Below are 15,462 nucleotides of genomic sequence, written 5' to 3' on the forward strand. Positions count from 1 at the left end.
ACCTACCATTTGTTATGGATCCAAAGGAACAGTTATCAAAACAGCAAAAAGCGGTTCTGTATATCCGTATGTCCACGGATCATCAGAAATATTCGCCTGATAACCAGAAAGCTTTTTTGCTGGAATATGCCAATAAGAACGGACTGGCCGTTGTTGGTGAATTTATTGACGAAGGCATCAGCGGAGTCGTGACGCAAAAACGGTATCAGTTCTTGAACTTAATTGATTTGGTCAGAAGCGGCAAAGCAGATTTCGGTCATATTTTGGTTTATGACGCGAGTCGCTGGGGACGCTTTATTGACCCGCAAGAATCTAGTTATTACCAATACCTCTGTCAGCAGCAAAACATCATTCTGCACAAATGTGCGGAACCGATTCCAGTGGCAACAGAAGAGTTGGATCCAGTAGTAACAGGTATCATAGATGTATTCCAGCAAACTTCCGCCGGTCTCTTTAGCAAGGGACTATCAAAGAAGGTTTTTCTCGGACAGGAAAACTTGATCAGGCTCGGTTTTCGACAAGGCGGCTCTGCAGGGTACGGATTGCGCCGTTTGTTGGTAGACGAGAACAGGCAGCCAAAATTTGAGCTTAAGGCCGGGGAACATAAGAGTATCCAAACCGACAGGGTAATTCTGGTTCCCGGCCCGGAACATGAACAGGCCGTTATCCGGAAAATTTACGAGGACTTCATTTACCAAAAAATGAGCGAACAGGCGATAGCTGATGATTTAAACAGACAGCACATTTTGACCGACCGTGGCACCTCTTGGACTAGAGGTGTTGTGCATCAAATCCTGATTAACGAAAAATACATCGGCAATAATGTCTGGAACAAAAGCAGCTATTCGCCCTTCAAACCACATAAAGGCAAGAATGCCTCCGAACAATGGGTACGGGCCAATTCAGTCTTTCAACCCATTGTTTCCACCGTACTGTTCAATGCCGCCCAAAGCATTATCCATCAAAGAAGCCGGCATTGGAGCAATGAAGAAATGCTGGATAAATTAAAGGAGCTACTCAGAATTAACGGCAAGCTGTCTGGCTTGATCATTGATGAAGCCGCAGATTGCCCTTCCAGCAGTATGTTTCGTAGCCGCTTCGGAAGCCTACTTAAGAGCTATCAGGAAGTAGGTTATACACCCAGCCGAGACTATCGCTATCTGAAAATCAATCGTGCCTTGAGACGGACTCATGCAGATCTGGTTGAGCAGACGATTGCAGAAATTGAGCGGCTGGGGGGAGCGGTATCCCGCATTCCGGAAAACGATTTACTCCATATTAATCAGGAGTTTTTTGTTTCTCTAGTGCTGGCACGCTGTCGGATAACCGATGCTGGTACCAAACGCTGGTTTATACGTTTTGACAGTAGCCTTGCTCCTGATTTGACCATAGCTGTGCGGCTGGATGAAACGGCGGAAAAAATAGTAGATTACTATCTACTTCCTTCCGAAAAAACCCATTGTGCCAAAGTGAGATTGACGGAACAAAACCCGATTGACTGGGATTGTTATCGCCATAAAGATTTGAGTCGTTTTTTTGCCATGAGTAAACGGGTATTGATTAAGGAGGCAATTTTATGAGGATGGTGATTCAAACACTACCGATCAATCGAATCAAGGTCCTGAATCCACGCAGTAGGAACCCTAAAGTGTTTAACCAATTGGTCGCCAGCATCGCGGCAGTCGGTCTAAAGCGTCCGATTACCGTTACCAAATCGGAAATATTGGATGGAGAACAATGGTATGGCCTATTATGCGGCGAAGGAAGATTGACCGCCTGCCAAGAGCTAGGTGAAGAGTACATACCGTGTCACATTGTGGAGGTTAGTGGTGACGAAGGATTTTTAATCAGCCTGGCTGAAAATATTGCTAGACGTAAGCACACCAATTTGGAAATACTGTCTGCCATTCGGGTGTTGTATGAACGTGGATATTCCGAAAAAGATATTTCACGAAAAATCGGCCTTCATCAAGCATACATACGGGGAATTTTACATTTGTTGCGAGAAGGTGAGGTACGCCTGATTGCAGGCGTAGAAAAAGGCTATTTGCCGATTGACGTTGCTGTCGATATTTCCCGTGCAAAAGAAAAAGAAGTTCAAACGGCTTTATCCGATCTTTACCAACAACAGAAGCTAAAGCGCGGAGATATTGCCAAAATCAGGAGACTGATCCAACAGAGAAAGCGTGATGGTAAAACTTACCACTTCACTCCGAGGCGTAATACACCTATCAATAAGGAGAAGCTACTTCAAATGTATGAGAATGAGATTAAGCGAAGACAGTTGATGGCAACACAGGCTGAATTTTGCCAACAACAGCTGCTGATCATTCTTTCTGGGTTAAATCGTTTGTTTGAGGATAATCATTTCAAAACACTGCTTCGGGCAGAGAGAATCGTAGATATGCCTGAGAACCTCAGTAAATGTCTGAGCCATTATAGGGAAACATATATCAATGAATCAGCCTAAACACATCGCTTATGCTTTCCAAGCATCATTGAAGAACATCGCGCTCAAAGATATTCAAACCATGCACCCCTTCCCCGCAGGGATACGGGAAAGCGTGAAGTTCAAAAGCATCTTGGCCTCAGTAGAGGAAATTGGTGTTATTGAGCCGCTGGCTGTTTATGAAGAAAACGGTAAGTACCTCTTACTGGACGGTCATCTCCGTCTGCTTGCCTTACAAGAACTAGGAATCGACACGGTAGTATGTCTGCTGTCCACAGACGATGAAGGATTTACCTATAACCGGCAAATTAACCGGTTAAGCCCAATTCAGGAATACCGGATGATCAGCCGTGCAATTGGCAAAGGCATATCAAGGGAGAAAATTGCCAAAACCCTGAATATCAACTTATCCGGAATCGAAAGCAAGTTGAATTTGCTGAATGATATCGCGCCCGAAGTAGCCGCGAAACTCGCAGACAAGCATCTGGCACAAGATACGTTTCGGATTCTCCGAAAAATGAAACCCATCCGACAGATGGAAGCTGCAGATATGATGATTGCAGCCAACAAGTTCACCAAGTCCTATGCGGAGATGATCTTGGTGGCCTCCTCCCAGGAAGACTTGGTTGATCATGCTCAGAAAAAGAAAAAGCACTCGGATAGTCTAGAAAAACTTTCACTGTTGGAACAAGAAATGGACAGGTTGAAGGAGGACTATACCCGGACAGAGAAAGAAATTAGTGATACCAATCTGTCTTTGATTGTGGCTGGCGGTTATTTAAAAAGATTGTTAGATAACTCTGCTGTGAAAGAGTTCATCAGCTTGTATTATGCGGACATCCTAACCGCATTAGATACGGTTTCCCAGCAATTACAACAAGCCCCGATGTCTCTTGAGAAAGAGTAAAGTATCAAAAAAGCTGCCTCATTTCTGAAAGGTGGCTTTTTTAGCTTTGTTACTCCAATCACAAAAAGTACGCCACCCTCCGAAAAAGTAGTGGCTAATGAAAACACACTAGAAAATCAATCTTCTGTGTGAAACCCAGAACCGGGTGCTGGGAGACATAGCTGAAAAAATGGGAATGTCTCCTAGCAGCTATGCCAAGATTGAACGGGGAAGCACAAATCGCAAGATTTGATTGTTGAAGTAGAAAAATTGAAGGCGAGCTTGCTGCATAAGTTGGAACTGCTTGTGGTTGACGGAGGTGTTGTGGGAAATGTATAGAGGGGCAGACTAAGCGTTTCTTTTGTTTTGCATAATGAAGATATTGGTTTTGTGCAAATTTGAATTTAACTTCGATACACTGTCTCGTCGATACACTGTCTCGGCAGCTTAAAATTTTGCTGGATTGATGTGTTGTATTCTAGGGTTCTCTATGTCAGCCCCAAGGTTTAATTAAAACCCTATGTTAATTTTGTAAAATATAATGCTATTATTACTCTATTCTTGGCGTTATTTTTACGTATTTTGAAGAATTATACTAATTTTCAGAAATAATAAATTGAAATCATTGTGATTTTATTTTTACGATTTCTATTATATAGAAACAACCGTTTTAGTGTCATCCAGGGGATAGAAATGGATAAATCATGGGGTTGGTACGCTTTGGAAGAAGTGCGTAAATTACTAGGAAAAATTAGGGCACAGTAACAAGGCCGACTGATTTGTATGGGCTACCTGAAAATTTTCAGGTAGCCTTTATGCCAAATTTAAGAGTTCAATCTACTGCGTTCAGGTAGCCTGCTGTGTGGGGGTAGGCCGGAACAGACAGAGCATATATATGTTATTTGCTTAGTAAAGCCAAAATTGGCTGAGCTTGATAGCACGTTGCAATAAAAAAGCTACCTGAAAATTTCAGGTAGCCCTTTTCCAGCTTATCCGCTCCTATGCACCATCGTCCAAATGATCCGGCCGGGCGAGGATGGTACGTTTGCCGTTGTTGTCGGCGGGGGAAACGATGCCTTCGGCTTCCATTTGATCCACCAGGGTGGCGGCTTTGTTGTAGCCGATGCGCAGGTGGCGCTGGATGGAGGATATGGTGGCTTTTTGCGTGCGCAAAACGATGGCGACTGCTTCGTCAAACAGGGGGTCTTGGCCGCTGTTGCTGCCGCCGATGCCGCTGTTGGCATTGCTGAACAAATCGTCGCTACCCACGCCGGAGGTGAGGATGTCTTCCACATAGTCGGGTGCGCCGAAGCCTTTGAGGTATTCGGCCACGCGCTGCACTTCGCTGTCGTCCACGAAGGCGCCGTGTACGCGCTGCGGGTAGCCGGTGCCGGGCGGCAGGAAGAGCATATCGCCTTGGCCGAGCAGGTTTTCCGCGCCCATTTGGTCGATGATGGTGCGGCTGTCCACTTTGGAGGCTACCTGAAAGGCGATGCGTGTGGGGATGTTGGCTTTAATCAGGCCGGTAATCACGTCCACGCTGGGGCGCTGGGTGGCGAGAATGAGGTGGATGCCTGCGGCGCGGGCTTTTTGGGCGAGGCGGGCAATCAGCTCTTCGATTTTTTTGCCAGACGTCATCATCAGATCGGCAAATTCGTCCACGATCACCACGATGTGCGGCAGATTGATGAGCGGCTCGGGATTGTCGGGGGTGAGGCTGAAGGGGTTGGCCAGCCGCTCGCCGCGGGCGGCGGCATCTTTGATTTTTTGGTTGTAACCGGCGAGGTTGCGCACGCCGACATGGCTCATCAGGCGGTAGCGTTTTTCCATCTCGTTCACGCACCAGGTGAGCGCGTTGGCGGCAAGTTTCATGTCGGTTACCACCGGCGCGAGCAGGTGCGGGATGCCTTCATACACGGAGAGCTCGAGCATTTTCGGGTCGATCATGATCATGCGCACTTCGTCGGGCGTGGCCTTGAACAGCAGCGACAAAATCATGGCGTTCACGCCCACGGATTTGCCCGAGCCGGTAGTACCGGCCACCAAAAGATGCGGGGCTTTGGCGAGGTCGGTTACCACCGGCTGGCCGGTGATGTCCTGGCCCAGCGCGAGGGTGAGCTTGGACTTGCTTTCGGCAAACACCGGCGAATTGAACACTTCGCTCAGGCGGATCATCTGCCGCTTGGGATTGGGCAGCTCCAAGCCCATGCAGGTTTTGCCCGGAATGGTTTCCACCACGCGGATGGCGGCCACGCCGAGCGAGCGGGCAAGGTCTTTTTCCAGGTTAATCACTGAGTTGCCGCGCACGCCTACATCGGGCTCGATTTCATAGCGGGTAATCACCGGGCCGGCATAAGCATCCACCACGTTTACTTTCACGCGGAACTCGGCCAGTTTTTCTTCGATTTTGATGCTGTTGTCCAGCAGCTGCTCTTCGCTGAGGGTGGCTTCGTTGTCGTATTGCGGCGGCAGGAGCAGCTCGTTCATCGGCACATGGTAGTGGCCGAAATCGGCAAACGATACGGCGGAAACGGCCGAAACTGGCGCGGGCTGCGTCGGCAGGTCGGGCAGGGGAGGGATGCCGGGCGCGGCAGTGGGCGCGGGGCTTGTCCACGCAGCTTGCGCCTGGGCTTCGGCTGCGCCTTGCTCCAAGGCTTGCTGCCATTCGTTGCCGTTGTCGAATTCGATGGCGGGTTCGGTAGCCGGTGCTTGCTCGGTGAGCGAGAGGTCGGGACGGAAGTGATATTGGGCACCGGCTTGGTCGGCGGTGTCTGAATACGTTTCAGCGGTATCGTCGCTCACAGTTTCAGCCAAGCTCCAAGGCGGACTGTCTTCAACGGTGCTTTGCGGGAAAAAAATCGGTGGCTGTTCGGCGGGCAGCGCCGACTCCTCCTCAGTGGGCTGGGCGTCGGGGCTTTCGGGCGCAGTGCCATGATTGAAGGGGGTAAAGCGGGTGGAAATCGGCAGCGGTTGGGCTTGCTGGAGCGGCATAGCCGTCGGCACTTGTGCGCCCTGGCTGTGGTTCACGCGCGCAGCGGCTGGAATCACGCTCTCACGCACGGTTTGGCGTTTGAAGCGGCTGCGCTGGCGATTGGCCGGGGCATCGGTTTTGGCCAGATTAGCCAAGATTTCGTCTTCATTGATTACCGGCAAATCGGGCTGCTGTGGGGCAATGGTTGGTTGGGGCGCGGGCTGGGGTTGCCGGCGTGCACGCAGGCGCTGGCGCAGGAGGTTGTTGCGGATGTCGTCGGGGCTGATGGTGTGCCGCTCTTCGGCAGGCTCTTCAGGCACAGGCTCGGCTGCAGGCGGCAGGTGGGCTTGAATTTTTTCGCGCACATACTGCACGGCGGGATCGGCTGATGTGATTTCTTCGCGCGGTTCAGCGGCGGGGGAGGGGGCTTTAATCGGCCAGTTCAGCACCACAGGTTCCAGTGGCTTGGCTTCGGCTGCTTCGTTTTTATGCAGCATACGGGTGGCTTCGGAAAGGGAAATGATGCTCGGCTCAGGCTGGTTTTCTTCGTTTTCGATGTTTTCAGGTAGCCTGTGGCGGGTGGCTTCGGCTTCGGTGATCACCGGCAAATCGGCATCGGGAGCGGATAAATCGTGGATTTCCGGCTCGGCGGCGGTATTGGTTTCGGTTTCGGCTGTATGAGAGCTATCAGTGTTGTCAACCTGTTCAGGAGTCGCATCAACGGCAGTTTCTGCCAGCAGGGCAGCTTCCGCGGCGGCTGTTTCTTCTTCGGTGGGACTGAAAATCGGCAGCTCTTCTTGGTTTTCGCTCACGTTGCGACGGCGGGCTTTTTTCTTTACGCCACCGGCAAGCAACTCGATTTTGCGCTGCAATTCGTCCTGCACTTTTTGATAGTGCAGCTTCACTTGGGTTTGCGCGCGCTGCGGCAGCACATTGGGGCGGGCAGGTTGTTGCTGCGGTGTATTTTCCGCTTCGATATCAGTGGATTGCTTATTGTTTTGGTGCCGGTTGAGATAGGTAAACTCCAGCAGCCATTCGCGCTCTTCGCGTGCGCGCCACCACAAGAGCACGGCGATGCCGGCCAACAACAGAATCAGCAGAAAAACTAAAAACATAAACAGCGGCTCCCGAATTTGGCGCAAAGGCTGGTATTTTAACGTGTTTCCCGTCGAAATTAAACCTTGTGGCCTGGGTAAAAACTCGACTTTGGCGCATTTCTGCGTGATGTGCTTCCCGATGGTCTGCCTATCTGTATGATATGTTTGCGCGTTCTGTGATGCTGGCGCTTTGATTGTTGCTCAAATCTAAGGCTTTACAAAGATCTCCGCCCGCATATTGCGGGCGGAGGGGGATAGCCAAACGGTTTACTTCTTTGGAATATCAAAGGTGAATTTCGACATTGTCGATGAGGCGCGTATTGCCCAAACGGGCGGCGGCCAACACCACCAGTTCGCCGTCGCCGACATGGGCTACCTGAAGATTGCCCGCGTGGCGGATTTCCACATAGTCCACCTGCCAGCCGGCCTGTTTCAGGTTTGCTGCCGCCTGTTGCTCCAGCGCGGCATAGTCGCGGTTGCCGTTTTCCACTGCGCGGGCAACGGCTTGCAATTCGCGGTAGAGCTGCGGGGCTTGTTTGCGCTCGGCTTCGCTCAGGTATTGGTTGCGGCTGGAGAGCGCCAGGCCGTCGGCGGCGCGGCCGATGTCTACCGGCACGATTTCCACGCGGAAATTCAAATCGGCAGCCATGCCTTGCAGGATGGCCAGCTGTTGGTAGTCTTTTTTGCCGAAGCAGGCGTAATCGGGCTCAACAATGTTGAACAGCTTGGCCACCACGGTGGCCACGCCGCGGAAATGCCCCGGGCGGAACGCGCCGCACAGTTCGTTTTGTAGATTGGGCGGCTCCACGTTGTATTGCTGAGCCACGTGCGGATACAGCTCTTGCTCGCTCGGTGCGAAGAGTACGGCTACACCTTCGCCAGCCAGTTTGGCGGCATCCTGCTCCAGCGTGCGCGGGTAGCGGTCGAAATCCTCGCCTTGGCCGAATTGCAGGCGGTTGACAAAAATGCTCACCACCACATTGTCTGCCCGTTTGGCCGCTTCACGCACCAAGGCCAGGTGCCCTTCGTGCAGGTTGCCCATGGTGGGCACGAATGCCACGCTGCCAGCTTCGCGGCGCCAGTCGCGCAGTTCTTTAATGGTATGGATAATTTTCATGGCTGGTTTGCCCTATCAATAAAATGCGGCGCAGTATACTCCGCCGTGCTGGGAGAGGCTACCTGAAAAAACAGATGATGGAGTTTCAGGTAGCCTTCATTGTTGGGTCACAGCATGGAGCGTGGATGGCTTGTTTGCATTTATGTGATGCGGTTTATGCGTTTCAAAGTTTCAGGTAGCCCGAGTATGAGAAAGGCTACCTGAAAATACTCAATCGGGTTTTCAGGTAGCCTTTCCGGGTATAGGCAAGCCTATTTCCGCACTAATCGTTCCGCCGCGGCACGGGCGCGGATTTTGATTTCCTCTGTCAGATAATCCTTCATTTGTGCGTATACCAGCGTGACCACGGCAATGTCGTCGCTGAAGCCCAGCGGGCCGAGCAGGTCGGGGATGCTGTCTATGGGGCTGACGAAATACACCAGCGCGCCCACGATAATCAGCTTGGCGCGTTTGGGCACGGCGGGCGATTGAAACAGGAAATACAGCGCATACAGCTGTTCCACCACCGGCCGCCCCAGCCGCAACGCGAAACGGCGCAGTTTGCGCAAAAAGCCGTCCGGCTCAAAACGGCGACGGCGGAATTCCGGCACGAAATCTTCGGGGCGGACAGGGTTGTCTTGATTCATAGCAAACTCCTTGCATTGGATGGGGCACAAATGGGCGCGGCAGCGACAGGTTTCAAGTGGATTTATGTTCCGGATGTCGGTTCGGAGCAATGCGTTTGCGGCTTGCTACAAAAAATTTCAATATCCTCTAACGCATCTTCAGCCCTGCCCCGCAATTCGCTTACGGGCGAGTTTCGGAAAGCCTCCAATAGCGCAACAACCCGCCTGTGGTCGCCCATATATCCGTGTAGCCTAGCCAAATGCCCGAAACAGGTTAAAGCCAGGCCGCTCACGGTCGGGTTGGTATTTTCGCTCAGTTTTACCAAATAGTCGGAAACCCAATCCACTTCTTCGCGATCGGCGTTAAAAACCATCTCTAAAATGGCATGGGTACATACCTCTGCATCAATAGAGAAGATTTTTTCCTCAATCTCGGCTTTGTTGAGCATCTTTTAATCTTCCGGCAATAGCAGCTGCGGGGTCATGGCGGCTTTCAGCTTGGCGTAGAGCCTGCCGCCTTCACCGCTTTTCACACCAAACCACCAAATACCGGATTTTTTCACCGTCCAATATTGTCCGGCCAGCCAGCCGCCGTTGAGCAGATAGCTGCAAAATTGCCCCAGCCAGGGCTGGTGCCCCACCAGTATCAAATAATCCGACCCTTTATGCGCGGCAATCAGCGCGGGCAGCTCTTCCACGTGGTTAATCGGATTAAGCTCGGGTTTCACGGCATAGGGCAGGCCGAGCGCTTCGGCAGTTTGCTGACTGCGCAATGCTTGCGAAGCCCACACGTCTACTTGGTCGTTCAGATACGGCCGCAGCCACCGGGCAGCCGCATCGGCCTGCCGCCGGCCTTTGTCGGTGAGGCCGCGTTCTAAATCGGGTACGCCATCTTCAGCTTCGGCGTGCCGCCATAAAATCAGGTTCATCTTGCCTTCCTTATTCTCTGATACAATTCGCATCTTAATGCTTGGCAGCCGCAGAGGCTACCTGAAAAGCATGGTTTCAATAACACAAACAAATGACAGCCTTTCCACACACCCTGCCGCCGCTGATTTGGCAGCCCGAACCGCCCACCGTTTCCGCCGCTCTGCGCCGCCTGATACAGGCAACCTCGCTCACCCTGGCCTTGCAGGCCACCGGCGCAGATTTTCGCGTTCAGGTAGCCTTTCAGGGTGAAAGGGCGCAACGATGGCCGGGCGAAGAGGTGGGGAGCAATGCGTTTCATGTGCGCCAGGTGTGGCTGCTGCTGAATGATACGCCGGTGGTGTGGGCGCGCAGCGTGTGCCCTTTAGCGGGGGCGTGGCCAAGCATCCTAGCTTGCGGCACGCAGCCTTTGGGCAAACGCCTGTTTGATGGCCGCCTGGCCGCCGAACGCAGCCCGCTCGCCTTCGCCGCCGTGCCGTCCGCGCAACAAGAACAAGCCGCCCGAGCCGTTTGCCTGCGCCGTTCGGCATTCGATTTGAACGGCGAAAAGATGGTGCTGACAGAAGGGTTTATGCCCGAGCTGGCAAGGTTTTTAGAAGAGTAGGGCGGTATTTTGCAGCAGACAGTATTTCAGGTAGCCTCTTGCCACCACATGCAGGCTACCTGAAAGCGATAATTTTCAGGTAGCCTAAACCATCAGCTTCCACCAGGCTGTTTTATTGTGTAACACTCTTTTTCAGGTAGCCTTTGCCGCAGCCTCGAGGCTACCTGAAACCACACCCCGAGAACTCCCGTGCCTTTTCTTTCTTTCCTCTCCCCGAAGCAAGCCGAGCGTCTGGCCGTGTACCTGCAACTGATGCGCGCCGACAAGCCCATCGGCACGCTGCTTTTGCTGTGGCCCACCCTGTGGGCGCTGTGGATGGCTGCCGGTGGGCTGCCCGATTTCGGCATCTTGTTTGCCTTTGTGCTAGGCACCTTTCTGATGCGCAGTGCCGGCTGCGTGGTCAATGATTTTGCCGACCGCAATTTCGACGGTGCGGTGGCGCGCACCAAAAGTCGCCCGTTTGCCACCGGCAAAGTGAGCACGCGAGAGGCGATGCTTTTGCTGTTGGCGTTGTGTGCCGCTGCCTGCCTATGCCTGCTGCCGTTGAATGCGCTTACCAAGCTGATGAGCTTGCCCGCGCTGTTTCTGGCCTTGAGCTATCCCTTCACCAAACGCTTTTTCCCGTTGCCGCAGCTGTATTTGGGGCTGGCTTTTTCCTTCGGCATTCCGATGGCCTTTGCTGCCGTGCAAAACCATGTGCCGCCGCTGGCTTGGCTGCTGTTTGCCGCCAATGCCTGCTGGACGCTGGCTTACGACACCATCTACGCCATGGCCGATAAGGAAGACGACCTGAAAATCGGCATTCAAACCTCGGCCATCACTTTCGGTCGCCGCGATGCTGAAGCCGCCATGTTGTGCCACGCACTGTTTGTGTTGCTGATGGCCGCTGCCGGCTGCACCATTCACGCCCGCTGGCCGTATTGGCTCGCACTGGTGTACGCAGTATGGCACCAATTCGGCCAATACCGTGCCATCCGCAGCCGCAACCGGGAAGCCTGTTTTAAAGTGTTCTTATCCAACAACCGCATCGGCTGGGCTTTATGGCTCGGCTTGCTGGCGCATTACAGCGGCGGCTGATTAGGCTACCTGAAAGCTGGCCGCCGGGCACAAAATTGCCCTTCGGCGGCGGCACAGGTACAATCCTATCCTTAATGAATTTTTACGCAAGAGAAGTAACCATGAGCCTGATCGGCAATATCCTGCCCGTATCGCATATTGTGCTGGATTTGGAAGTGAGCAGCAAAAAACGCCTGTTTGAAGAAGCCGGCCTGCTGCTGGAAAGCGAATCCGGCCTGAGCCGCGCCGCTGTGTTTGAATGCCTGTTTGCGCGCGAAAAGCTCGGCACCACCGCGCTGGGGCACGGCGTGGCCATCCCGCATGGCCGGCATGCCGAAGTGCAAGCGGCCACCGGCGCGTTTATCCGCTTGAAAGAAGCCGTGGATTTTGATGCGCCCGACGGTGAGCCGGTATCGCTGGTGTTTGTGCTGCTGGTGCCGGAAAATGCTTCCGGCGAGCATTTAGAAGTGCTATCTGCCTTGGCCATCAAGCTTTCAGATAAAGCCGTGCGCGAGCAGCTTTTGGTTGCCGAAAGCGCTGAAGCCGCCCACCGCATCCTCACCGCATAACCAACAGGACGCCCATGCCCAGCATCTCCGTGCGCAAGCTCTATCAAGACAACCAGGCCAAGTTGAGTTTGGCTTGGTCGGCCGGCACGGCGGGCGCAGACAACCGCATCAGCGTGGATGCCGACAAACCTGTGTTGGCGCTGGTGGGGCATTTGAATTTTATCCATCCCAACCAAGTGCAGGTGTTGGGCGTGGCCGAAGTGGCTTATTTAGATAAGATGGCCGCCGGGGAAGTGAAGGCGAGTCTGGACGAACTCTTCGATTTGAGCATCGCCCTGGTGATTGTGGCCAACGATCTGCCCGTGCCTTTCATGCTGCGCGATTATTGCCACACCCATAACGTGCCGCTGCTCACCTCCAAAACCGAAAGCCCGTTTTTGATGGACGTGCTGCGGATTTACCTGCAGCGCGTGCTGGCCGCCTCCACTGTGAAGCACGGCGTGTTTTTGGACGTGTTTGAAATCGGCGTGCTGCTGATGGGCGCGTCCGGCTTGGGCAAGAGTGAGTTGGCCTTGGAGCTGATTTCGCGCGGACACGGCTTGGTGGCCGACGACGCGGTGGAACTCTACCGCACCGGTCCGGAAACGCTAGAAGGGCGCTGCCCGGCCGTATTGCGTGATTTTCTCGAAGTGCGCGGCCTGGGCGTGCTCAATATCCGCACCATTTTCGGCGAAACCGCCGTGCTGCCCTCCAAGCAGCTTAAACTCATCATCAACCTGACGCTGGCCGACGACAACTACATGAAAACGCTCGACCGCCTTTCCATCCAGAGCGAAACCGAAACCATCCTCAACGTGGCCGTACGCTCGGTGACGCTGCCGGTGGCCGTTGGCCGCAACCTCGCCGTGCTGGTGGAAGCAGCGGTGCGCAACTATATTCTGCAGGCGCGTGGCAAAGACAGTACCAAAGAATTTTTAGAACGCCATACCGCCATGCTGAGGGAAGACGAACGCAGCCATGAGGATAGTGCTGATTAGCGGGCTGACCGGCTCGGGAAAAACAGTTGCCTTAAAACTGCTCGGTGATATGGGCTTCACTTGCGTGGACAATATTCCGCCCGCGCTCCTGCCACAATTGGTGGCTCAATCTGCTGCCAGTAAAATCAGCAAGCTGGCCATCAGCCTCGATATCCGCCTGCTGTATCCCCAAGACACCATCCAAAACTGCCTGCGTGCCATCCGCCGCCAAGGCCACCCACTGCGCTTGTTGTTTCTTGATGCCGACACCGCTACCCTTATCCGCCGGCTCGACCGCCACGGCCGCCGCCATCCCCTCGCAGCCACCACCCTTACCTTGGCCGAAAGCATAGCCGCCGAGCGGCAAATGCTCCAACCGTGGCAGAGTTTCGCTTTTTGCATCAACAACTCCCACGACAGCATCGGCGATTTGAAATTCCGCATCCAGGAGTGGTTAGCTCTCAGCCACGGCGGTTTGCAGGTGGTGATCGAATCATTCGGCTTCAAATACGGCGCACCGTTGGATTTGGATTTCCTGTTTGACACCCGTGCCTTGCCCAACCCGTATTACGATGAAAACTTGCGCGAACTCACCGGCCGAGACGAAGCCGTGCGCGCCTATTTCGCCCAATTTAAAATCGTGCAGCAGATGGTAGCCGACATCAGCGGCTACCTAAACCGCTGGCTATCCGAATATGCCCGCCAAACCCGCGTACACATGCTCGTGGTCGGCATCGGCTGCGCCGGCGGTCAGCACCGCTCCGTATTCGTGGCCGAAGCCGTGGCCGAACGCCTGCGTGACTACCCCGTGTGGGTGCGCCACCGCCAGCTTCCCGCCACCGCCGCCCACCGCGCGTGAGTGCCAAGCATATTTGCTTTGGTTGAAGTTTGAGTTTCAGGTAACCTCAACACCACAGGCTACCTGAAAACGAGGTCTCCAAAGGAGGGCGAGTTTCTGCGAAGCTAAAACGGGCTTCCGAAGGAGGGCGAGTTTCTGCGGAGCTAAAACGGAATTCTGAAGGAGGACGAGTTTCTGTGGAGCTAAAACGATGCTTCCGAAGGAGGATGAGTTTCTGCGGAGCGAACTGAGACTTCCGAAGGAAGGCAGGCAGGGTTCTGCAGCGCTAAAAAAATCAGTTTCAACACCGCCAACCTGTATCCCCAACATTTTCAGGTAGCCTTCTCCGCCAAAGGCTACCTGAAACCAATAGAAAGAAAACATCATGAGCATCCAATGGTTTCCCGGCCATATGCACAAAACCAAAAAAGCCCTCATCGAGCGGCTGAAAAGCACCGATATGGTCATCGAAATGCTGGATGCCCGCCTGCCCGCCTCCAGCCAAAATCCCCTGCTGGCCCAGCTATCACGCGGCAAGCCCAAGCTCTACTTGCTGAACAAACAAGACCTTGCCGATCCCGAGCTCACCCGCGTGTGGCTGACCGAACTGCAAAACCGGCCCAACACCAGCGCCTTGGCCCTTGATGCTTCCGAACGCCAGGCCGCCCAAAAAATCACCGCTGCCTGCCGCGCGCTGGTTCCTCATAGGCAAGGCATCGACCGCCCCCTGCGCGTGCTCATCTGCGGCATCCCGAACGTAGGTAAATCCACCCTGATCAACGGCATGATCGGCAAAAAATCCGCCAAAACCGGCAACGAACCCGGCATCACCAAAACCGAACAGCGCTTGCTGCTTGCCGATGACTTCTGGCTCTACGACACTCCTGGCATGCTTTGGCCGAAAATCATCGTTCCGCAAAGCGGCTACAACCTCGCCGCCAGCGGCGCTGTAGGCCGCAATGCGCTGGATGAAGAAACCGTCGCCCTCGAGCTGCTCAACTATCTGCGCCAGCACTACCTGCCCCAGCTGCAAGCGCGCTACCAAGCCGACCCGGAAGAAAGCCAAAGCTGGCAAGACACCGACTGGCTCGAATGGATCGGCCGCCGGCGCGGTGCCCTGCTTGGCGGTGGCCGCATCAACTACCAAAAAGCCGCCGAAAACACCCTCACCGATTTCCGCGACGGCCAAATCGGCCGCATTACCCTCGAAACCCCTGAGCAATGGCAAATCTGGCTTGCTGCCGCCCGCGAAGAAGAAGCCCGCCTACAAGCCAAACGTGCCGAGCGGCAGGCTGAACGGCGTAAGGGTAAATAGGCGATATATGCCAAAGGCTACCTGAAAGCATACAAGCTGCTTTTCAGGTAGCCTTTGTTTTCTTTGTTTATC

Annotated in this window: 15 protein-coding genes; 10 read left to right on the plus strand and 5 right to left on the minus strand. The window is 53.8% G+C overall.

From position 1 onward, the window contains the following. Positions 1-14: 14 nt before the first annotated feature. The 4 genes from CKV94_RS09880 to CKV94_RS11610 all read left to right on the plus strand — a co-directional run bounded on the left by CKV94_RS09880 (position 15) and on the right by CKV94_RS11610 (position 3,588). Complete coding sequence (locus CKV94_RS09880) at positions 15-1,580, plus strand: recombinase family protein (protein WP_003822223.1); 1,566 nt, start codon at positions 15-17, stop codon at positions 1,578-1,580. Next, a complete protein-coding gene (locus tag CKV94_RS09885) occupies positions 1,577-2,470 on the plus strand; it encodes a plasmid partitioning protein RepB C-terminal domain-containing protein (RefSeq protein ID WP_003822224.1) in 894 nt (297 codons plus the stop codon). Before CKV94_RS09880 ends, CKV94_RS09885 begins: the two co-directional genes overlap by 4 nt. Beyond that, a complete protein-coding gene (locus CKV94_RS09890; RefSeq protein WP_003822225.1) occupies positions 2,457-3,356 on the plus strand; it encodes a plasmid partitioning protein RepB C-terminal domain-containing protein in 900 nt (299 codons plus the stop codon). Before CKV94_RS09885 ends, CKV94_RS09890 begins: the two co-directional genes overlap by 14 nt. 175 nt (positions 3,357-3,531) lie before the next feature. Beyond that, positions 3,532-3,588 (plus strand): hypothetical protein, encoded by a 57-nt coding sequence (locus CKV94_RS11610; protein ID WP_408607583.1) that lies wholly within the window; start codon positions 3,532-3,534, stop codon positions 3,586-3,588. 746 nt (positions 3,589-4,334) lie between these two features. On the opposite strand, the gene CKV94_RS09895 is transcribed toward CKV94_RS11610, so the two are convergent. The 5 genes from CKV94_RS09895 to CKV94_RS09915 form a co-directional block, all read right to left on the minus strand. Continuing rightward, entirely contained in the window at positions 4,335-7,421 is a 3,087-nt protein-coding gene (locus CKV94_RS09895; RefSeq protein ID WP_003822228.1) for a DNA translocase FtsK, read from the minus strand. A gap of 265 nt (positions 7,422-7,686) precedes the next feature. After that, the gene (gene panC / locus CKV94_RS09900; RefSeq protein ID WP_003822230.1) at positions 7,687-8,520 is read right to left on the minus strand and encodes a pantoate--beta-alanine ligase; all 834 of its coding nucleotides are present in this window, start codon (positions 8,518-8,520) and stop codon (positions 7,687-7,689) included. Between the two features lie 251 nt (positions 8,521-8,771). Beyond that, the gene (locus CKV94_RS09905) at positions 8,772-9,146 is read right to left on the minus strand and encodes a YkvA family protein (RefSeq protein ID WP_003822232.1); all 375 of its coding nucleotides are present in this window, start codon (positions 9,144-9,146) and stop codon (positions 8,772-8,774) included. A 62-nt stretch (positions 9,147-9,208) separates the two neighbouring features. Next, on the minus strand, positions 9,209-9,574 hold the full coding sequence (locus tag CKV94_RS09910) for a hypothetical protein (RefSeq protein WP_003822233.1): 366 nt from the start codon (positions 9,572-9,574) through the stop codon (positions 9,209-9,211). Between the two features lie 3 nt (positions 9,575-9,577). Next, complete coding sequence (locus CKV94_RS09915) at positions 9,578-10,054, minus strand: SixA phosphatase family protein (RefSeq protein ID WP_035579942.1); 477 nt, start codon at positions 10,052-10,054, stop codon at positions 9,578-9,580. A 92-nt stretch (positions 10,055-10,146) separates the two neighbouring features. On the opposite strand from CKV94_RS09915, the gene CKV94_RS09920 reads away from it, so the two are divergent. The 6 genes from CKV94_RS09920 to ylqF all read left to right on the plus strand — a co-directional run bounded on the left by CKV94_RS09920 (position 10,147) and on the right by ylqF (position 15,390). Beyond that, positions 10,147-10,656 (plus strand): chorismate--pyruvate lyase family protein, encoded by a 510-nt coding sequence (locus CKV94_RS09920; protein WP_003822235.1) that lies wholly within the window; start codon positions 10,147-10,149, stop codon positions 10,654-10,656. 252 nt (positions 10,657-10,908) lie between these two features. Continuing rightward, positions 10,909-11,733 (plus strand): 4-hydroxybenzoate octaprenyltransferase, encoded by an 825-nt coding sequence (gene ubiA, locus CKV94_RS09925; RefSeq protein WP_080543235.1) that lies wholly within the window; start codon positions 10,909-10,911, stop codon positions 11,731-11,733. Positions 11,734-11,834: 101 nt separating this feature from the next. Continuing rightward, positions 11,835-12,281, plus strand: a complete 447-nt coding sequence (ptsN, locus tag CKV94_RS09930) for a PTS IIA-like nitrogen regulatory protein PtsN (RefSeq protein ID WP_035579945.1) — start codon at positions 11,835-11,837, stop codon at positions 12,279-12,281. A 14-nt stretch (positions 12,282-12,295) separates the two neighbouring features. Further along, complete coding sequence (gene hprK / locus CKV94_RS09935; RefSeq protein WP_003822238.1) at positions 12,296-13,258, plus strand: HPr(Ser) kinase/phosphatase; 963 nt, start codon at positions 12,296-12,298, stop codon at positions 13,256-13,258. Then, entirely contained in the window at positions 13,239-14,096 is an 858-nt protein-coding gene (gene rapZ, locus CKV94_RS09940; RefSeq protein WP_035579948.1) for an RNase adapter RapZ, read from the plus strand. Before hprK ends, rapZ begins: the two co-directional genes overlap by 20 nt. 364 nt (positions 14,097-14,460) lie before the next feature. Further along, positions 14,461-15,390: a ribosome biogenesis GTPase YlqF gene (gene ylqF / locus CKV94_RS09950; protein WP_003822244.1), complete on the plus strand. Its 930-nt coding sequence runs from the start codon at positions 14,461-14,463 to the stop codon at positions 15,388-15,390. The last annotated feature ends 72 nt before the right edge of the window (positions 15,391-15,462 follow it).

Source organism: Eikenella corrodens, assembly GCF_900187105.1.
GTDB lineage: Bacteria > Pseudomonadota > Gammaproteobacteria > Burkholderiales > Neisseriaceae > Eikenella > Eikenella corrodens.

What these genes read in the sequence shown, in the direction of transcription:
- CKV94_RS09880 (WP_003822223.1), top strand. Translation starts at nt 15, where the DNA reads ATGGATCCAAAGGAACAGTTATCAAAACAGCAAAAAGCGGTTCTGTAT.
- hprK (WP_003822238.1), top strand. Translation starts at nt 12,296, where the DNA reads ATGCCCAGCATCTCCGTGCGCAAGCTCTATCAAGACAACCAGGCCAAG.
- ubiA (WP_080543235.1), top strand. Translation starts at nt 10,909, where the DNA reads ATGCGCGCCGACAAGCCCATCGGCACGCTGCTTTTGCTGTGGCCCACC.
- CKV94_RS09915 (WP_035579942.1), bottom strand. Translation starts at nt 10,054, where the DNA reads ATGAACCTGATTTTATGGCGGCACGCCGAAGCTGAAGATGGCGTACCC.
- CKV94_RS09920 (WP_003822235.1), top strand. Translation starts at nt 10,147, where the DNA reads ATGACAGCCTTTCCACACACCCTGCCGCCGCTGATTTGGCAGCCCGAA.
- CKV94_RS09885 (WP_003822224.1), top strand. Translation starts at nt 1,577, where the DNA reads ATGAGGATGGTGATTCAAACACTACCGATCAATCGAATCAAGGTCCTG.
- ylqF (WP_003822244.1), top strand. Translation starts at nt 14,461, where the DNA reads ATGAGCATCCAATGGTTTCCCGGCCATATGCACAAAACCAAAAAAGCC.
- panC (WP_003822230.1), bottom strand. Translation starts at nt 8,520, where the DNA reads ATGAAAATTATCCATACCATTAAAGAACTGCGCGACTGGCGCCGCGAA.
- ptsN (WP_035579945.1), top strand. Translation starts at nt 11,835, where the DNA reads ATGAGCCTGATCGGCAATATCCTGCCCGTATCGCATATTGTGCTGGAT.
- rapZ (WP_035579948.1), top strand. Translation starts at nt 13,239, where the DNA reads ATGAGGATAGTGCTGATTAGCGGGCTGACCGGCTCGGGAAAAACAGTT.
- CKV94_RS09895 (WP_003822228.1), bottom strand. Translation starts at nt 7,421, where the DNA reads ATGTTTTTAGTTTTTCTGCTGATTCTGTTGTTGGCCGGCATCGCCGTG.
- CKV94_RS09910 (WP_003822233.1), bottom strand. Translation starts at nt 9,574, where the DNA reads ATGCTCAACAAAGCCGAGATTGAGGAAAAAATCTTCTCTATTGATGCA.
- CKV94_RS09890 (WP_003822225.1), top strand. Translation starts at nt 2,457, where the DNA reads ATGAATCAGCCTAAACACATCGCTTATGCTTTCCAAGCATCATTGAAG.
- CKV94_RS09905 (WP_003822232.1), bottom strand. Translation starts at nt 9,146, where the DNA reads ATGAATCAAGACAACCCTGTCCGCCCCGAAGATTTCGTGCCGGAATTC.